Origin of the sequence: Streptomyces sp. NPDC020731, from assembly GCF_044334705.1 — a bacterium.
In the GTDB taxonomy this organism is placed as follows: domain Bacteria; phylum Actinomycetota; class Actinomycetes; order Streptomycetales; family Streptomycetaceae; genus Streptomyces.
On sequence record NZ_JBIRTN010000017.1, the window covers coordinates 101,103 to 116,625 of the forward strand.

At 73.8% G+C, this 15,523-nt stretch carries 14 protein-coding genes and 2 pseudogenes; 12 read left to right on the forward strand and 4 right to left on the reverse strand.

Annotated elements, in window-relative coordinates; translation table 11 throughout:
* Positions 1–122 precede the first annotated feature (122 nt).
* From ACH4VX_RS25360 to ACH4VX_RS25375, 4 genes are all read left to right on the forward strand, one after another.
* On the forward strand, positions 123–1,193 hold the full coding sequence (locus tag ACH4VX_RS25360; RefSeq protein WP_398370318.1) for a LacI family DNA-binding transcriptional regulator: 1,071 nt from the start codon (positions 123–125) through the stop codon (positions 1,191–1,193).
* Positions 1,194–1,289: 96 nt separating this feature from the next.
* The gene (locus ACH4VX_RS25365; protein WP_398370320.1) at positions 1,290–2,039 is read left to right on the forward strand and encodes a hypothetical protein; all 750 of its coding nucleotides are present in this window, start codon (positions 1,290–1,292) and stop codon (positions 2,037–2,039) included.
* Between the two features lie 88 nt (positions 2,040–2,127).
* Entirely contained in the window at positions 2,128–2,961 is an 834-nt protein-coding gene (locus tag ACH4VX_RS25370; RefSeq protein ID WP_398370322.1) for a transporter substrate-binding domain-containing protein, read from the forward strand.
* 492 nt (positions 2,962–3,453) lie between these two features.
* Complete coding sequence (locus tag ACH4VX_RS25375) at positions 3,454–4,680, forward strand: MFS transporter (protein WP_398370324.1); 1,227 nt, start codon at positions 3,454–3,456, stop codon at positions 4,678–4,680.
* Here the strand turns inward: ACH4VX_RS25375 and ACH4VX_RS25380 are convergent.
* The gene (locus tag ACH4VX_RS25380) at positions 4,613–5,338 is read right to left on the reverse strand and encodes a ThuA domain-containing protein (protein WP_398370326.1); all 726 of its coding nucleotides are present in this window, start codon (positions 5,336–5,338) and stop codon (positions 4,613–4,615) included. The two genes, ACH4VX_RS25375 and ACH4VX_RS25380, sit on opposite strands and share 68 nt — an antisense overlap.
* A gap of 71 nt (positions 5,339–5,409) precedes the next feature.
* Here ACH4VX_RS25380 and ACH4VX_RS25385 point away from each other — a divergent pair.
* Together ACH4VX_RS25385 and ACH4VX_RS25390 are read left to right on the forward strand one after the other, a co-directional pair.
* Positions 5,410–5,577: pseudogene (locus tag ACH4VX_RS25385) on the forward strand (DUF1768 domain-containing protein); the annotation flags it as partial.
* Positions 5,578–5,645: 68 nt separating this feature from the next.
* Entirely contained in the window at positions 5,646–6,050 is a 405-nt protein-coding gene (locus tag ACH4VX_RS25390) for a VOC family protein (RefSeq protein WP_398370328.1), read from the forward strand.
* Here the strand turns inward: ACH4VX_RS25390 and ACH4VX_RS25395 are convergent.
* Together ACH4VX_RS25395 and ACH4VX_RS25400 are read right to left on the reverse strand one after the other, a co-directional pair.
* Positions 6,045–6,719, reverse strand: a pseudogene (locus tag ACH4VX_RS25395) (helix-turn-helix domain-containing protein); the annotation flags it as partial. The gene ACH4VX_RS25390 and the pseudogene ACH4VX_RS25395 overlap by 6 nt on opposite strands.
* Positions 6,720–6,728: 9 nt before the next feature.
* Positions 6,729–7,664, reverse strand: a complete 936-nt coding sequence (locus ACH4VX_RS25400) for an AraC family transcriptional regulator (protein WP_398370330.1) — start codon at positions 7,662–7,664, stop codon at positions 6,729–6,731.
* An 81-nt stretch (positions 7,665–7,745) separates the two neighbouring features.
* Here ACH4VX_RS25400 and ACH4VX_RS25405 point away from each other — a divergent pair, with 81 nt between their 5' ends.
* Positions 7,746–8,588, forward strand: coding sequence for an NmrA family transcriptional regulator (locus ACH4VX_RS25405; RefSeq protein WP_398370332.1), 843 nt, complete (start codon positions 7,746–7,748; stop codon positions 8,586–8,588).
* Between the two features lie 14 nt (positions 8,589–8,602).
* Here ACH4VX_RS25405 and ACH4VX_RS25410 read toward each other — a convergent pair whose 3' ends face one another.
* Positions 8,603–9,742, reverse strand: coding sequence for a YihY/virulence factor BrkB family protein (locus ACH4VX_RS25410; RefSeq protein ID WP_398370334.1), 1,140 nt, complete (start codon positions 9,740–9,742; stop codon positions 8,603–8,605).
* A gap of 90 nt (positions 9,743–9,832) precedes the next feature.
* Between ACH4VX_RS25410 and ACH4VX_RS25415 the strand changes: the two genes are divergently transcribed.
* The 5 genes from ACH4VX_RS25415 (at position 9,833) to ACH4VX_RS25435 (ending at position 15,424) form a co-directional block, all read left to right on the forward strand.
* Positions 9,833–11,467, forward strand: a complete 1,635-nt coding sequence (locus tag ACH4VX_RS25415; RefSeq protein WP_398370335.1) for an acyl-CoA dehydrogenase family protein — start codon at positions 9,833–9,835, stop codon at positions 11,465–11,467.
* Between the two features lie 357 nt (positions 11,468–11,824).
* Positions 11,825–13,108 carry a GAF domain-containing protein gene (locus ACH4VX_RS25420; RefSeq protein ID WP_398370337.1) on the forward strand — a complete coding sequence of 428 codons (1,284 nt, stop codon included), beginning with the start codon at positions 11,825–11,827 and terminating at the stop codon, positions 13,106–13,108.
* Positions 13,109–13,305: 197 nt separating this feature from the next.
* Positions 13,306–14,577 (forward strand): hypothetical protein, encoded by a 1,272-nt coding sequence (locus ACH4VX_RS25425; protein ID WP_398370339.1) that lies wholly within the window; start codon positions 13,306–13,308, stop codon positions 14,575–14,577.
* 63 nt (positions 14,578–14,640) lie between these two features.
* On the forward strand, positions 14,641–15,213 hold the full coding sequence (locus tag ACH4VX_RS25430; RefSeq protein ID WP_398370341.1) for a GNAT family N-acetyltransferase: 573 nt from the start codon (positions 14,641–14,643) through the stop codon (positions 15,211–15,213).
* Positions 15,214–15,340: 127 nt separating this feature from the next.
* Entirely contained in the window at positions 15,341–15,424 is an 84-nt protein-coding gene (locus ACH4VX_RS25435; RefSeq protein ID WP_312846743.1) for a putative leader peptide, read from the forward strand.
* The last annotated feature ends 99 nt before the right edge of the window (positions 15,425–15,523 follow it).

Below are 15,523 nucleotides of genomic sequence, written 5' to 3' on the forward strand. Positions count from 1 at the left end.
CCGGTGACACGAGAGCGCCACGGCGCCCGTCGGTATTCCTGGGTCCGCGTGAGGGTTCTTCCCGCCCCGGTGCGCCGGACCTACAGTAGGAAGCGCTTTCTATTCGGAGAGGTGGGTGCCCGATGGTCCGTGCGGGGAGTGCCGGCGTGACGGCCGGACCGACGCTGGCGGTGGTGGCCCGCGAGGCGGGGGTGTCCGTGCCGACCGCGTCCAAGGTGGTCAACGGCCGCGAGGACGTGGCCCCCGAGACCCGCCGCCGCGTCACCGAGGCACTGGACCGGCTCGGGTACATCAGGAGACCCCGGTTCGACGGCGGGAGGGCGCCGCGCCTGGTGGACCTCGTGGTGCACTCGCTGGAGACCTCCGGGGCGGGCGCGGTGCTGCACGGCGCGGAGGAGGCGGCGCACGACGCGGGTCTCGAGCTCGTCGTCTCGGCCGCCCTGACGCGGAGCCGCGCGGAGCGGCCGGAGCGGGGCTGGCTGGACAAACTCGTCCTGCGGGGATCGTCGGGGGTGCTGTTCCACCTGGCCGAGCTGAGCGAGCCGCAGTACGCGTGGCTCGCTCAGCACCGCATTCCGTTCGTGATGATCGACCCGGTGCTCGAACCGCCGGCGGGCGTCGTCTCGGTGGGCGCGGCGAACTGGCGGGGCGGGGCGACGGCGACGGAGCACCTGCTGGCCCTGGGGCACGAGCGCATCGCGGTCGTGGCAGGCCACCGGCACACGCTGTGCGCCGACGCCCGGATCGCCGGTTACCGCTCGGCCCTCGCCGCGGCGGGCGTGCGGCACCGCCCCGAGTACGTCCGGCACGCCGGTTCCGGGGAGGGCGCGGCCGGCCGCCGCATGCGCGAGCTCCTCGAACTGCCCGAGCCGCCCACGGCCGTCTTCGTCTGCTCGGACCGGATGGCACTCGGGGTCTACGAGGTCCTGGCGCAGCGGGGTCTGCGCGTGCCGGACGACATGAGCGTGGTCGGCTACGACGACCTGCCCGAGGCCCGCTGGCTCACCCCGGCCCTGACGACGGTCCGCCAGCCCCTGTCCGAGATGGCGGCGACGGCACTGCGGCTGCTGCTGCGCATGATGGACGGTCACCGCCCGGAGAGCACCCGCACGGAACTGTCGACGCGGCTGGTGGAACGTGCCAGCACGGCACGGCCGCGGGACCCGTCCGACGGCCCGGGGGCCGTTCGATAGCAGATCGGAACGGGGTTGCGGGCCGTTTCGCGCCGTAGTCGACCGACCGAGTGACGACGCTCATTGCGTCACTCCGCGTACACCTATGCTGCGCGCGTGACCAACGACGTGACGAGCGCCACACCGAGTGCGTCGGCAGGTGCGGATCCCCCGGGCGAGGACGGTCCACCGCGTCCCTCGTGGCTGCGGCGTGCGGCGCTGCGGGTCCGCGACGCCGCCGCGGGCGCGTGGGTGATCACTCTGCTGCTCCTGGCCGATCTCGTGACCGTCCTCGGGGCGGGCGCCATCTGGCTGACGCTCGGCGGGGACGCCGCGGTGGTCGGTGTGACGGCGGCGGCGCTGCTGGCGTTCGCCGCCGCCGTGCTGCCGCTGATCGGGCGCCGGGGCCCCGACGGACAGCCACCGCTGTGGCCGCCGTTCGTCCTCGTGGTGATCCCGCTCGCCGTGCTGGCCGTGGGACTGCCCGCCTGGGGCACGTGGGCGTTCCTGGACAGCCGCCCCGTGGACGTGACGAACCGCGTGAAGCTCGCCACCGCCCCTCCCCTGGTGAACGGCGACACCGTCCATGCCTCCCTGCACACCGACGACCCGAAGCCGCGGCTCACCATCACCTTCGACGTGGCCCCGCACGACCCCGCCGCCCCGGTGTGCGTGCCCGGCACCGAGCTGACCGTGACCTCCACGGCGGGCGCCGGGAGGGACCAGGTGCAGACGGGCGCCCCCGGCACGGAGTTCGCCTTCGCCCTGGGGCGAGGGGTGACCGATGTCGAGCTGTCCGTCCTGCTCGACGCCGAGCAGGGCTGCGAAGTGGACCTGTCCGTCGCCTCCGCGCACCTGGACGACTAGGAAAGAAAGCAGCCCAGTGACAGCAAAGACGCATTCTCCGCGCCGCCCGTACTCCCTCCGTGCCCCCGGTCACCGGTGCGCGCGGGTCATGGCGGCCTCCGCCCTGCTGTTCACCGTCGCGGCCTGCGGATGGACGGCGGACGGGGCGGACGAGGAGTCCTCCCTCACCGGCACCGTCTACATCGGCGGCAAGACCGACCAGCCGGGATTCAATCTGCACAGCGGGCACACCGACCGCGGTCTGGAGCCGGACCTGGCCGCCTACCTCGGCAAGCGCATCGGTTTCACCCCGAGGTGGCACGACGTGGTGTCCGCCAAGCGGGAGCAGGAGCTCGTCGAGAAGTCGTCGACGCTGGTCATTGGCACGTACTCGATCACCCCCCGGCGGGACGAGCAGGTCGACTTCGTGGGGCCCTACTTCGTCACCAAGCAGGCGTTCCTGGTCCGCGGGGACTACGACGGCATCAGGACCGAGAAGGACGTCGCGAACAAGGTGATCTGCACGGTCGAGGGCTCGACGGCAGCCATCGCCGCACTGCCCGGCGGCGCGACACCGCACACGGAGAGCGACTACTCGACCTGTGTGCGCAAGGTGCAGCAGGGCGATGTGGACGCCGTGTTCACCGACGAGGCACTGCTCTACGGATACGTGGAACAGCAGAAGAACAGCGCCACGCCCGTCAAGGTCGTGCCCGACGTCTCGTTCGGCAACATCAACAGGTACGGCATCGCGCTGCCGGAGGGCCGCCGGGGCGACTGCGACAAGCTGCGGGACGCGCTGCGCCACTACATCACCGACGAGTGGGCGAGTGACGTGAAGGCCCAGCTGCCCGCGCTGGTCGCCGCCTATCCCGGTGACTGGGAGAACCGCTTCCGTCCCGAGCCGCAGGACGTGAACACGTACTCCTCCTGCAAGGAGTGACCAACGGGCGGCGGCCCGGGGGACGCCGCCCGGCGGACGGGCACGGAGGTCCGGGTCGCCGTGGGCCCCGGCGGCATGGCCGGGGGCGGTGCGGAAGACGCGGCCCGCGCCCTGTTCGCGGCACCGGGCCGGCGGGGGCCGTCGCCCGTGCCGCCGCCGTCGTACGACGACTCGTCGGCGGAGACGAGCACCCGCACGGAACCGCCGACCCGGCCGGTGGAACGCGCGAGCACGGCGGAACCCGGTTCCCGGGAGGCGGCCGGGCGGGGTCGGAGGGCGGCGCCCCGCCCGGTACGGCGTGACGCAGGTCATAGCGGCGTGCGGCCCGATCCTGGAATGCGCGGCTCGCTGTTCTTGCTCCACTCCTTATGGGTTCGCCCTGTCCCGCGCCGGGCGATGGTGCTCAGCGCGACCGGCCACGAGAGCCGGGGACGGCCTCGGTCCTTCCCTCCCTCGATCCGGCCCGCTGTCTTCGAAAGGTTTCCCCGCACCATGCCCCTGGCCCTGCTGGCCCTGGCCGTCGTCGCGTTCGGCCTCGGCACGACCGAGTTCGCCACGATGGGACTGCTGCCCCAGATCGCCGACGGGGTCGGCGTCTCCGTGCCGGACGCCGGCAACCTCGTCTCGGCCTACGCGCTCGGTGTCGTCGTCGGCGCCCCCGTGCTGACGGGCATCGGTGCACGCATGCCCCACAAGCGGCTGCTGCTGCTCCTGTCCGGGTTGTTCGTGGTCGGCAACGTCGCGTCCGCGCTCGCCCCCACCTACGGCCTGCTCTTCGGCGCGCGTTTCCTGACGGGGCTGCCGCACGGGGCGCTGTTCGGCGTGGGCGCCGTCGTGGCCTCCCGGCTGGTCGCCCCCGAGCGGGCCGCACGCGCCGTCTCGAAGATGTTCCTCGGACTCACCGTCGCGAACATCGTCGGCGTCCCGGCCGGCACGGCCCTCGGCCAACAGCTGGGCTGGCGGTCCGCTTTCCTCGCGATCGCCGTCATCGGCCTCGCCGCGCTCGCCGCGCTGGCCCTCTTCGTCCCCCACCAGCCCCGCGGCGGGCAGTCCGGCGTCCGGCACGAGCTGCGGGCGATGGGCAACCGGCAGGTCGCGATCGGCCTGGCCGTCGCCGTGGTGGGATTCGGCGGCTTCTTCGCCGTCTACAGCTACCTGGTGCCCATCCTGACGAACGTGACGGGCATCTCCGACTCCTCGACCACCCTGGTCCTGGCGCTCTACGGCGTCGGCATGACGCTCGGCACGCTGGTCGCGGGCCCGCTCACGGACCGCGCCCTGCGCCCGACGCTGTACGCGGGGCTCGCCCTGCTCGCCGCGGCGCTGGTGACGTTCTCCTTCACCGTCCACAGCACCTGGCCCGCCCTGGTGACGATCACCTTCATCGGCGCGCTGGGCTCCCTCATCACCACGCCCGTCCAGATGCTGCTCATGGCCAAGGCGAAGGACGCCCCGACGATGGCGGCGGCCTCCAACCACTCCGCCTTCAACCTGGCCAACGCGGGCGGCGCCTGGCTCGGCGGGCTGGCCCTCTCGGCGGGCTGGGGCTGGACCTCCCCCGCCCTGGTCGGCGCCGTCCTCGCCGTGGCCGGCCTCGGCCTCGCCCTCACGGGCGGCCTCCTGAACCGGGACGGCCACCGCTCCGAGGTGATCACTTCGTCCGGCACCGGGGCCCCGGCGGAAGCCGGCCGGGTCGCGGCGGCCCACCGCCCGGACTGACCTGCTCACCCGCCCCGGCCGCCCAGCTGATCCCGCCGCGCAGGTGGGCGCGGAAGGCGGGGTCGCCGTAGGCCTCGGCGGCGTGGCCGAGGGCGGTGTAGAAGACCCGCCCGGCGCCCTGGTCACGGCACCAGGCCAGCGGGTGGTCGGGGCCCATGCCGCCTCCCTCGTACGACGACTCGTCGGCGGAGAGCAGGACCCGCACGCCCGTGGCACGCGGGTTGGTGCGGAAGTCGTACCACTCGTCCGTGAACTCCCAGACGGCGGGCAGGTGCCGGGTCGCCGGGTGGTCGTGGTCCTCGACCACGGCGCGGCCCGGCTGGAAGGCGGGGTGCCTGTCGAAGCGGGCACCGAGGAGTTCGCCGTAGTACGGCCAGTCGTACTCCGTACAGGCGGCCGCGTGCACCCCGACGAACCCCCCGCCCGCCTCGACGTACGCCGCGAGCCGCTGCCGCCCGGCCGGGGTGAGCACCTCGCCGCTGGTGGAGAGGAGGACGACGGCGGCGTAGCGGCCGAGCGGTTCCTCGAAGGCGGCCGGGTCCTCGGTGGCGTCGACGGTGAAGTCGCCGAGGGCGCGCAGGGCGGCGACACCGGCGGGGATGGAGTCGTGCCGGTAGTCGGTGGTGCGGGTGTACACGAGGAGTGCGGGGGCGGGCATGGGCGCGAGCCTACGCGGCGGGGTCGGGAACCCGATGCCGGGCAGCCGGGGTGGTGGCCCGGAATGTGCGGGTGATCGGCAACCGGATCACCTGTCGCACGGCGGACGGGATACGCGTCCCCGGAACCTGGCGGCACGCCTTCATCCGTAGCTTCGACTACCACCTGACCGACCTGTTCATCTACGCGGACGGGCTCGTCGACTGCTGGGGACCGGTCACCCTGGAGGAGTTCGAGGAGAGTCGTCCGGACCGGCGTGTCCGATTCCTTCAAGACCGTCGTAGGGGCGCGGCCCTACGGTGGGCCGCATGAGCGCACGATTCGATGCCATCGGGCTGGTCGTCTCGGACATGGCCGCCTCCGTCGCCTTCTACCGGCGGCTCGGGTTCGCCTTCCCGGAGGGGGCCGAGACACAGGGACACGTGGAAGCCGATCTGCCGGGCGGGCTGCGGCTGTTGCTGGACACGGAGGAGGTGGTCCGGTCCTTCCACCCGGACTTCGAGCCGCCGTCGGGCGGGGGCAGGACCTCACTGGCGCTGCGGTGCGACAGTCCCGCTGAGGTCGACACGCTCTTCGCGGAGATGACCGGCGCCGGGAGCCGTTTCGAGCTCAAGCCGTGGGACGCGGTGTGGGGGCAGCGGTACGCCGTCCTCCTCGACCCGGACGGGAACGGCGTCGACCTGTTCGCGCCGCCGGCCGTGAGCGGTCAGTAGCTCGCCCAGCGGCAGACCCGTCAGGTCCCGTATCTCGCGGGAGAGATGGGCCTGGTCCGCGTAACCGGTCCGGGTGGCCGTCTCCACGAAGGGGACGCCCGCCCGGGCCAGGGCGAGGGCGCGGCGCATCCGGAGGATGCGGGCCAGGGTCTTCGGGCCGTAGCCGAACGCGGCCAGCGCGCGGCGGTGCAACTGACGGGCGCTCAGGCCCAGTTCGTCGGCGGTGGTGGCGACCTGGCGGCCCGCGTCGAGGGCGGCCACGAGAAGTCCGGGCAAGGGGTCCGGCGGGGTGGTTTCCGCTGCCAGGCGCAGGGCCAGGTCCTCCAGGGCGTGCGCCGGGTCGTCCGCCGCGTTCACGTGGGCGGTCGTGCGGCGTACGTCGGCCGCCGGCCACAGGTCGGACAGGGCGACGCGGAGGTCGCGCAGTTCGTGGGCGGGCACGCCCAGCAGCGCGGGCGCGGTGCCGGGTCGGAAACGGACACCCGCCCAGGCGCTCGGCCGGCCCTCGGTGAGGTGCGCGTGGGTGTCGGGGCCCGCGACCAGCAGGCGCCCCTCGTTCCACAGCAGGTCCATGCAGCCGTCGGGCAGCACCCGGTTCCCCCCGCCACCGGACGGGCTGTTGGTCCACACGACCGCGCCCGTCAGCCGCGACGCCCGCTCCCTGTACACGCCCCCATGCTATGCCGCCCGGTTCCGCCACTCCTGCGGGCTGACGCCGTACGTCCGTTTGAAGGCCGTGGAGAGGGCGAACGCGCTGCCGTAGCCGACCTGGCGGGCGATCGCGCCGATGGTCTCGTCGGTGTCGCGGAGACGGTCCGCGGCGAGGGCGAGACGCCAGCCGGTGAGGTAGGTCATCGGGGGTTCGCCGACGAGTCCGGTGAAGCGGCGGGCGAGGGCGGCGCGGGAGACGCCGGCCTTCGCGGCGAGGTCGGCGACCGTCCACGGGTGGGCGGGGTCGTCCTGGAGCAGGCGGACGACCGGGCCCACCACCGGGTCGGACTGGGCGCGGTACCAGGCGGGCGGCTCCGCCTCCGGGCGGGCGAACCAGGCGCGCAGCGCGGCGATGACCAGCAGGTCGAGCAGCCGGTCCAGGACGACCTCCTGACCGGGGGCGTCGCGCACGATCTCCTCGCCGAGGAACGGCGTGAGCGGGCAGTCCCAGACATCGGTGGTGAGGGAGAGCAGCGGCGGCAGCGCGTCGAGGAGCCGGCCGCCGATCTCGCCCCGCACCCGGTAGGTGCCGATGAGCATCACCGTCCCTCCGTCCGGCCGGTCGCCCCAGGTGCGGACTCCGAGGTCCATGACGCCGTTGAGGGGGCGTCCGTCGGGGTAGTGGCACTCGCCGCCGGGCAGGATCAGCGCCTGCGGGGCCGTGGCCGGGTCGTCGGCGCAGGTGTACGGGTCGGGGCCGCGCGCGACGGCGAGGTCGCCGGGACGCAGTCGGAGGCGCTCTCCCCCGTCCGGCACGATCCACGCCTCGCCGCGGACGAGCAGCATCACCGTCAGGGGGGCGCGGTCCTCCACGCGGATCGCCCACGGCGGGTCGAAGCACGCCCGGATCATGAACGCGCCACGGGCGCGGGGGCCCTCGAGCAGGCCGGTGAGTGCGTCCATGGCAGCAGCGTAGACGCGGGCTTATGGGAATGAGCCGTTCGGCGATGGTTCCTCGTGGCGCGGGGCAGTTGACTCGACGGCATGACGGAGAACGCGAAGAGCGCGAAGGACATGACCCTGGTCGTCACGGGCGCGACGGGGCGTACGGGGAGCCGGGTGGCGCGGGCCGCCGAGGCGGCGGGGCTGACGGTGCGGGCGGCGTCGCGGGCGACCGGGTTCGACTGGGCGGACCGGTCGACGTGGGCGGACACCCTGCGGGGTGCCGACGCGGCGTATCTCGTCCACCCGGCGGACGTCGGCGCCCCGGGCACCGCCGAGGCGGTCGGCGAGCTGGCCGGCGCGGCGGTCGGTCTGGGCGTACGGCGGCTGGTGCTGCTGTCCGCTCGGGGCGAGGACCAGGCGCTGCCCACCGAGGAGGCGCTGCGGGCGTCGGGCGCGGACTGGACGGTCGTACGGGCGGCGTGGTTCGCGCAGAACCTCAGCGAGGGGCCGCTGGCGGCGGAGGTGCGGGCCGGGGGGCTGGTGTTCCCTGCGGGTGAGGTGGCCGAGCCGTTCGTGGACGTGCGGGACATCGCGGAGGTGGTGGTGGCCGCGGTGACGGGCGGGGAGCGGTACGCGGGGCGGACGCTCTCCGTGACCGGGCCCCGGCTGCTGACCTGGGGCGAGGCGGTGGCGGAGATCGCCGCGGCGACGGGCCGCCCGCTGACGTACCGGGCGGTGCCGGCGCGGGACTACGGCGAGGCGCTGCTCGGCTTCGGGGTGCCGCCCCAGGAGGCCGCCTTCCTCACCGGGCTGTTCGAGACGCTGCTCGACGGCCGGAACGCGCATCCGGAGGACGGGGTGCGGCAGGTGCTGGGGCGGGAGCCGCGGGACTTCGCGGAGTTCGTGCGGGAGGAGGCGGCGGCCGGGACCTGGAAGGCGTGAGCCGGCCGCCGGGCTCACTTCTCCTCGTCGTCCGATGTCCGCCCGTTCCTCGGGTGGGTGGACTTCACGTGCGTGCGCAGCCGTGACGTGACGTCCTCCGGGGGAAGGAAGCGGGACCAGCGTTCGGGGAACTCGGAGGGCATGTCGGGGTCGACCTCGCCGGCCGCGGCGGTGCGGGCGACGTACTCGGCGACCTGCGCCTGCCGCAGCCGCTCGTTGGCCTCGCGGGCCGCGGCCGTCGCGGCGGCCGGCCAGACCCGGTCGATGGCCGCGTTGACCGCGGCGCCGACGAGCACGGCGAACGCGGACACACCGATCCACAGCAGTACGGCGACGGGGGCGGCGAGGGAACCGTAGATGGTGGGGCCCTCGACGGTGTTGGTGAGGTAGAGGCGCAGCAGGAAGCTGCCGAGCACCCACATCGCGAGGGCGACCAGCGCGCCGGGCACGTCCTCGATCCAGGGGGAGCGCACGGGCACGGAGACGTGGTACAGCGTGGTCAGGAAGGCGACGGAGAGCAGGATCACGACCGGCCAGTAGAGGACCTGGACGAGCGTCGTCGACCAGGGCACCACCCGGACGACCGCGTCCGGTCCCGCCACCATCAGCGGCAGCGCGATGGAGCCGATCAGCAGGGCCACGATGAACAGCAGGAAGGCCAGCAGCCGGGTCTTGACGATGCCCCGTACGCCGTCGAGGCCGTACATGACGGTGATGGTCTCGATGAAGACGTTCACCGCGCGGGAGCCCGACCACACGGCGATCAGGAAGCCGAGGGAGATCACGTCGGGCCGGCCGCCCTTCGTGACGTCCCGCAGGATCGGCTCCGCGATCTCCGTCACGCCCCGGTCGGACAGCACCGTCTGCGAGGCGTCCAGGAGGTTGCGCTGCAGGCTCTGGATGGTGTCGGCGCCGGTCCAGGCGTCGACGTAGCCGAGGAGGCCGATCATGCTGAGCAGCAGTGGGGGCACCGACAGCAGCGTGAAGAACGCCGCCTCGGCCGCCAGGCCCAGGATGCGGTACTCCATGCACGAGTTGACGGTGTCCTTCAGCAGCAGCCAGGCGGTCCTGCGTTTGGAGACGTTCCGGTAGAGGGCCCGGGCCCGGTGGAGGCGGCCGGAGGGCGCGTCGGGGGATTCACTTGCTGGCTGCACGACCTAAAGGTATCCGTCGTACCAGGTCGCACTCACCCGCAGGCCGGATCGCCGGGTGAGGCCGGCGTACCGCGGGGTACGTTCGTGGACATGGCAGGCACCACGCACACCGTGACCAATCAGGCTCCCCCTCTGGTGCAGTACGACGTGTTCGGCGCCGACCGGGCGCTGGTGGAGGCGGTCGAGCGGCATCTGGAACCGGACGTGCGGGACGAGGGCCGCTCCGAGCTGTCGGGGCTGGGGCGGACCGCCGGGTCCGCGCAGGTGCAGGAGTGGGGGGTGCAGGCCGACGAGCATCCGCCGCGGCTGCGCACCCACGACCGCTACGGTCACCGGATCGACGAGGTCGACTTCCATCCGTCCTGGCACCGGCTGCTCGGCAAGGGCGTCTCGGCGGGGCTGACGGCGGCCTGGGGGCGGCCGGGCGGACATGTGCGGCGGGCGGCGGCGTTCCTGGTGTGGACGCAGGTCGAGGCCGGCAACGGCTGCCCGCTGTCGATGACCCACGCGGCGGTCCCCGCCCTGCGCACGGACCCGGCGCTGGCGGCGGAGTGGGAGCCCCGGCTGACGTCGACGGTCTACGACCGTGCCCTGCGGCCCGCCGGGCAGAAGTCCGGTGCCCTGTTCGGGATGGGCCTGACGGAGAAGCAGGGCGGCAGCGACGTACGGGCGAACACGACGGCGGCGCGGCCGCTGGCCCAGGACGGCGCGTACGAGCTGACCGGGCACAAGTGGTTCTGCTCGGCGCCGATGTCGGACGCCTTCCTGGTGCTGGCGCAGGCGCCCGGTGGCCTGACGTGTTTCCTGGTGCCGCGGGTGCTGGAGGACGGCACCCGCAACGTGTTCCTGATCCAGCGGCTCAAGGACAAGCTGGGCAACCGGTCCAACGCCTCCGCCGAGGTCGAGTTCGCCGGGACGTGGGCGCGCCGGGTCGGCGAGGAGGGGCGCGGGGTGGGCACCGTCATCGGGATGGTGGCGGCGACCCGGCTGGACTGTGTGCTGGGCTCGGCGGGGCTGATGCGGCAGGCCGTGGCGCAGGCGGTGCACCACTGCTCGTACCGGGAGGCGTTCGGCGGGAAGCTCGTCGACAAGCCGCTGATGCGCAATGTGCTGGCCGATCTGGCGCTGGAGTCGGAGGCGGCCACCACGCTGGCGCTGCGGCTGGCGGCGGCCTACGACGACGGCGGTGAGCAGGAGCGGGCGCTGCTGCGGATCGCGGTGCCGGCGGCGAAGTACTGGGTGACCAAGCGGTGCGCGCCGCTCGCGGTGGAGGCGGCGGAGTGCCTGGGCGGGAACGGGTACGTCGAGGAGTCGGGGATGCCCCGGCTGGTGCGGGAGTCGCCGCTGAACTCGGTCTGGGAGGGCGCGGGGAACGTCCAGGCGCTGGACGTGCTGCGGGCGCTGCGCCGGGAGCCGGCGGCGCTGGACGCCTATCTGCGGGAGGTGGGGCGGGCGCGCGGGGCGGATCACCGGCTGGACGCCGCGATCAAGGACCTGCTGACCGAACTGGCGGACCTGGAGGGCGTCGAGGGGCGGGCGCGGCGGCTGGTGGAGCGCCTCGCGCTGGTGCTCCAGGGGTCGCTGCTGGCGCGGTATGCGCCGCCGCAGGTGGCGGACGCGTTCTGTGCGGCACGGCTGGGCGGCGACGGGGGCGCGGCGTTCGGGACGCTGCCGCACACCTTGGATCTGGCAGCGATCGTGGACCGAGCTCGGCCGGTCTCCTGAAGCCGAGGAGCGCGGGCACCAGCCCGAGGGGCGCGGGGAACCGCGCGAGCGGCCACCCGCAACCCGGCAGCCGCCGACGCGCATCGAGCAGCACCCGGTGTCGCGCACACCATCCCGGTCGCCGCAAGGCATGACGCGGGGGTGGTGCTGCGCCGACACGGCACCACCCCCGCCGCACAGGCCCCGTGAGGCCGTGGACGCCGTTCGGGACGGCGTCGCCCAAGTTTCAGACAGCCGGGGGCTCTCCACCAGGGTTGCAAGGGGTTGCAACGTGTTGTCGCCGTGGCCGTACCGGGCGTTCGCGCCGGGGGCAGACGGCAGTATGAGTCCCGACAGCCTTATCTCCGGGAGGATCCGGTGGCGCTCTCGCCGATGGACATGACGCGGCTGGCCGCCGTCGACACGGCGCGTGCGGCGCGGGTGCTCGACGAGGTCCGCTCCGCCGCGCTCTCCGGGCAGCGTACGCCCGTGGCTCCCCGCCCGGTGATCGGGCAGTCCTGGGAGCGGATGCTGCGCAGTGGTGTGGACCCGGACCACGGCTCCCCCAGTGGGCTGCTGTCCCGTGAGGAGGTGCAGCGGCGGCGGGAGTCGTCGACGCTGCGGCAGGTGCTGCCGGTGCTGCGGGAGGGGCTGCTGTCGGTCGCGGACGTCGCGCACCACATCATGGTGGTGGCCGACGAGGACGGCCGGGTGCTGTGGCGGGAGGGCAGCGCGCCGGTGCTGCGCAAGGCGGACGGGCTGGGTTTCGAGATCGGCGCGGACTGGCGCGAGGAGGTCGTCGGCACCAACGGGGTGGGGACGCCTGCGGTGACCGGGCGTCCGGTGCAGGTGTTCGCCGCCGAGCACTTCGTACGGTCGCACGCCACCTGGACGTGTGCCGGGGCGCCGATCACGGATCCCCGCGACGGGCGGCTGATCGGCGTGGTGGATGTGAGCGGGCCGCTGGAGACGATGCACCCGGCCACGCTGGCGTGGGTCGACTCGGTGGCCAAGCTCGCCGAGGCGCGGCTGCGGGAGACGCATCTGCGGTCGCTGGAGCGGCTGCGGGCGGTGGCGGCGCCGGTGCTGGCCCGGATCGACGGGCGTGCGCTGGTCGTGGACCGGCAGGGGTGGACGGCGGCGGTGACGGGGATGCCGTACACGGAGCGGCTGACGCTGCCCGAGCCGGTGTCGGCGGGCATGCGGTGGCTGCCGGCGCTGGGCCGCTGCTCGCTGGAGCCGCTGGCCGGGGGCTGGCTGGTGCGGGCGGCGGACGAACCGGTGGCACGTGCCGCGACCCGGATCGTGCTGGACCTTCGGGGGCCGCGCCGCCGGTCGGTGGAGGTGTCCGGCGGGGCGGGCTCCTGGACCCGGGAACTGAGCCCCCGGCACGCCGGGTTGCTGTACCTGCTGGCCGTGCACCGCGCGGGGCGCAGTGCCGCGGACCTCGCCCGGGACGTCTTCGGCGACCCGGGCCGCACGGTGACGGTACGCGCGGAGATGTCCCGCGTACGCCGTTACCTGGGCCCTCTCCTGGACCACCGCCCCTACCGCTTCACGGAGACCGCCGAGGTGGAGGTCGTCCTCCCGGACGACCCCCACGACCTGTTCCCCCTCCCGGCGGCCCCGGTGCCGGGCCGTCGGCCGGTGCCGGATGTCTGACCCCCGTCCGTCAAGACCGCGCGGGGTCGCACAGGCGTGCCCGGGAGCGCCTCGGAAGGTCGCTGTTTCGCATATTTGCAGGGACTTCGGCTCCCGGGCCGGCCGGCTGCCGTAGCATCCCGGTACGGGCCACCCCATCTGCTCCACGGTCAACCCTTGGACCACCGGACGCAGTTGGCTCGTCTCGGGAGGACGTCATGAAGCATCGCGGCAGACACCGCCGGCGCAGGCAGGGCAGGGTGCTGCGGGCGGCGCTGGCCGGGACCGCCCTCGCGCTGACCGCGGCCGCCACCATGATCAGCGCCTCCCAGGCCACCGACGCCGACGACCCCGGGGCGCTGAAGCCGCTGACCGCGTCCGCCGAGACCGCGCCGCTGCGGCTGACCGAGCACCCCGTGCCGCGCGACGCGCTGGACCGGCTCTCCGACGGGATGGGCCGGCCGGTCGGTGTCGGTTCCGTGCTCGCCGATCCCGACGGCTCGCTGGGCGACGCGGAGGACTGTACGGCCGACGACCGGCGGACCCTGCCGGTCGAGCCCGCCGCGACCCACGCGTACTGCTGGCCGGGCACCGACACCGACGGCTGGCAGTCCGGCGCGGTCACCACCTCCGGGGACGCGGACGACGACGGCCGCTGGGGCGAGGACCGGGTGATCCTCTCCGGGTGGAGCCGCAGCACCGGCACGCCGGCCGAGGACGGTCTCGCCCGCGTCGCCTTCGTGGACGCCGGCGACCCGGACGACCTGCGCTACACCTGGGCCCTGCTCACCGTTCCGGTGGACGGCGGTCGCGACTACCGCGGGCTCGGCTCCACCGTGTCCGGCATGGTCTGGTACCAGGACAAACTGCTGGTCACCGCGGGCCCGGCGGACGACAGCGCGCTGTACGTGTACGACGTGAAGCGGGTCCAGCGGGCCACCGTGGACGGCACGTCGGTCGGGCGGGTGCCCGGCGGCTGGTCGGCGGCGGGAGCGCGGTACGTGCTGCCGGCCGTCGCCTCCTACCGGACGGACGGGGCCGGCGCCCCCCGGCCGGGCGGCATCTCCCTGGACCGCAGCACCGCGCCCGACAGCCTGGTCACGCACGAGGCGGCGCCCGTGGACGAGGACGGGCCGACCCGGCTGTGGCGGTACGCGTTCAGTACCGAGCCGGAGCGTGCGGGTCTGCTCGACACGGACCCGGTGGGGGTGTACGAGACGGAGCTGACCGATGTGCGCAGCGTGCTGTCGTACCGGTCGGGCTGGTACCTGGGCCGGATGACCGGGACGCCGGACGAGCGCGGCACGCTGTGGCGGCAGGACACGGACGGGGCGCGTCCCACCCGGTGCGGCGCCGACGAGACGCACCGCTGCTGGAGCGGCCGGGCGGCGTCCCTGTCCTACTGGGAGGAGAGCGGCGACGTGTGGTCCCAGTCCGGCCGGATGCTGTTCGCCCTGCCGCTGGCGTCCGTGGACCGCTCCCTGGACTAGGGCCTGTCCGCGCCTTGATCAGGCGTTCGACAGAAGCTCGTGTCGGATGGTTCCCTTTCGGGCATGACGACCATCTCCGTGACCACCTGGTCCCTGGAGCAGACCGCGCCCACCGATCTCCTTCCGGCCGCCGTGCCCGAGGGGGACGTGCGGGTCGTCCGCTCCGAGGTGCCCTCCCCCGAGTTCAGCCGTTTCCTGTACGCCTCGGTCGGCGGGGACATCCGCTGGACCGACCGGCTGGGCTGGACGTACGCGCGGTGGCTGGAGCACCTGGACCGGCCCGAGGTGGAGACGTGGGTCGCCTACGACCGCGGGACGCCGGCCGGGTACGTGGAGCTGGAGGCCCAGGGGGACGGGGCCGTCGAGATCGTCTACTTCGGGCTGCTGCCCGCCTTCCGGGGGCGGCGCCTCGGCGGGCACCTGCTGTCGTACGGCACGGCCCGCGCCTGGGACCTGGCGGACCGCCGGCCGGAGCTGAAGCCGACCACGCGGGTGTGGCTGCACACCTGCAGCAAGGACGGCGAGCACGCCATGGACAACTACCGGCGCCGCGGCTTCACCCTGTTCGACACCAAGGTCGAGGACGAACCGGAGGCTCCGACTCCGGGTCCGTGGGCCGGGGCCCACCCCGCCTGACCAGCACGGACAAGATCGCCCGCGGCGCTTGTGACCAAGGACACCCCCGTCTCTCCCTTCGAGACAAGGGTGTCCGCATTTTGGACGAAGCTGGACTGTGTCCAGATCGCCGTGACACGCTTCCGTCATGTCTGGAACTGGAACCGCCTTGGTGAGTCGGCGGCACGTCGACCTCGGCCGCATGTCCAGCGCCATCTGTCCGGCGCGCTGAGAGCACCCGGCACCACCCGACATCCCTTCTTGGTCTCACTCCCCGCGCAATGACGCGCACCTTGGACCCGTGCGCGCGTACGCGCAGGTCAGAGCCGCA

Excerpts from the sequence above, each read along its gene's own strand:
- ACH4VX_RS25360 (WP_398370318.1), top strand. The coding sequence starts at position 123 with ATGGTCCGTGCGGGGAGTGCCGGCGTGACGGCCGGACCGACGCTGGCG.
- ACH4VX_RS25370 (WP_398370322.1), top strand. The coding sequence starts at position 2,128 with ATGGCGGCCTCCGCCCTGCTGTTCACCGTCGCGGCCTGCGGATGGACG.
- ACH4VX_RS25375 (WP_398370324.1), top strand. The coding sequence starts at position 3,454 with ATGCCCCTGGCCCTGCTGGCCCTGGCCGTCGTCGCGTTCGGCCTCGGC.
- ACH4VX_RS25380 (WP_398370326.1), bottom strand. The coding sequence starts at position 5,338 with ATGCCCGCCCCCGCACTCCTCGTGTACACCCGCACCACCGACTACCGG.
- ACH4VX_RS25390 (WP_398370328.1), top strand. The coding sequence starts at position 5,646 with ATGAGCGCACGATTCGATGCCATCGGGCTGGTCGTCTCGGACATGGCC.
- ACH4VX_RS25400 (WP_398370330.1), bottom strand. The coding sequence starts at position 7,664 with ATGGACGCACTCACCGGCCTGCTCGAGGGCCCCCGCGCCCGTGGCGCG.
- ACH4VX_RS25405 (WP_398370332.1), top strand. The coding sequence starts at position 7,746 with ATGACGGAGAACGCGAAGAGCGCGAAGGACATGACCCTGGTCGTCACG.
- ACH4VX_RS25415 (WP_398370335.1), top strand. The coding sequence starts at position 9,833 with ATGGCAGGCACCACGCACACCGTGACCAATCAGGCTCCCCCTCTGGTG.
- ACH4VX_RS25425 (WP_398370339.1), top strand. The coding sequence starts at position 13,306 with ATGAAGCATCGCGGCAGACACCGCCGGCGCAGGCAGGGCAGGGTGCTG.
- ACH4VX_RS25430 (WP_398370341.1), top strand. The coding sequence starts at position 14,641 with ATGACGACCATCTCCGTGACCACCTGGTCCCTGGAGCAGACCGCGCCC.
- ACH4VX_RS25435 (WP_312846743.1), top strand. The coding sequence starts at position 15,341 with ATGTCTGGAACTGGAACCGCCTTGGTGAGTCGGCGGCACGTCGACCTC.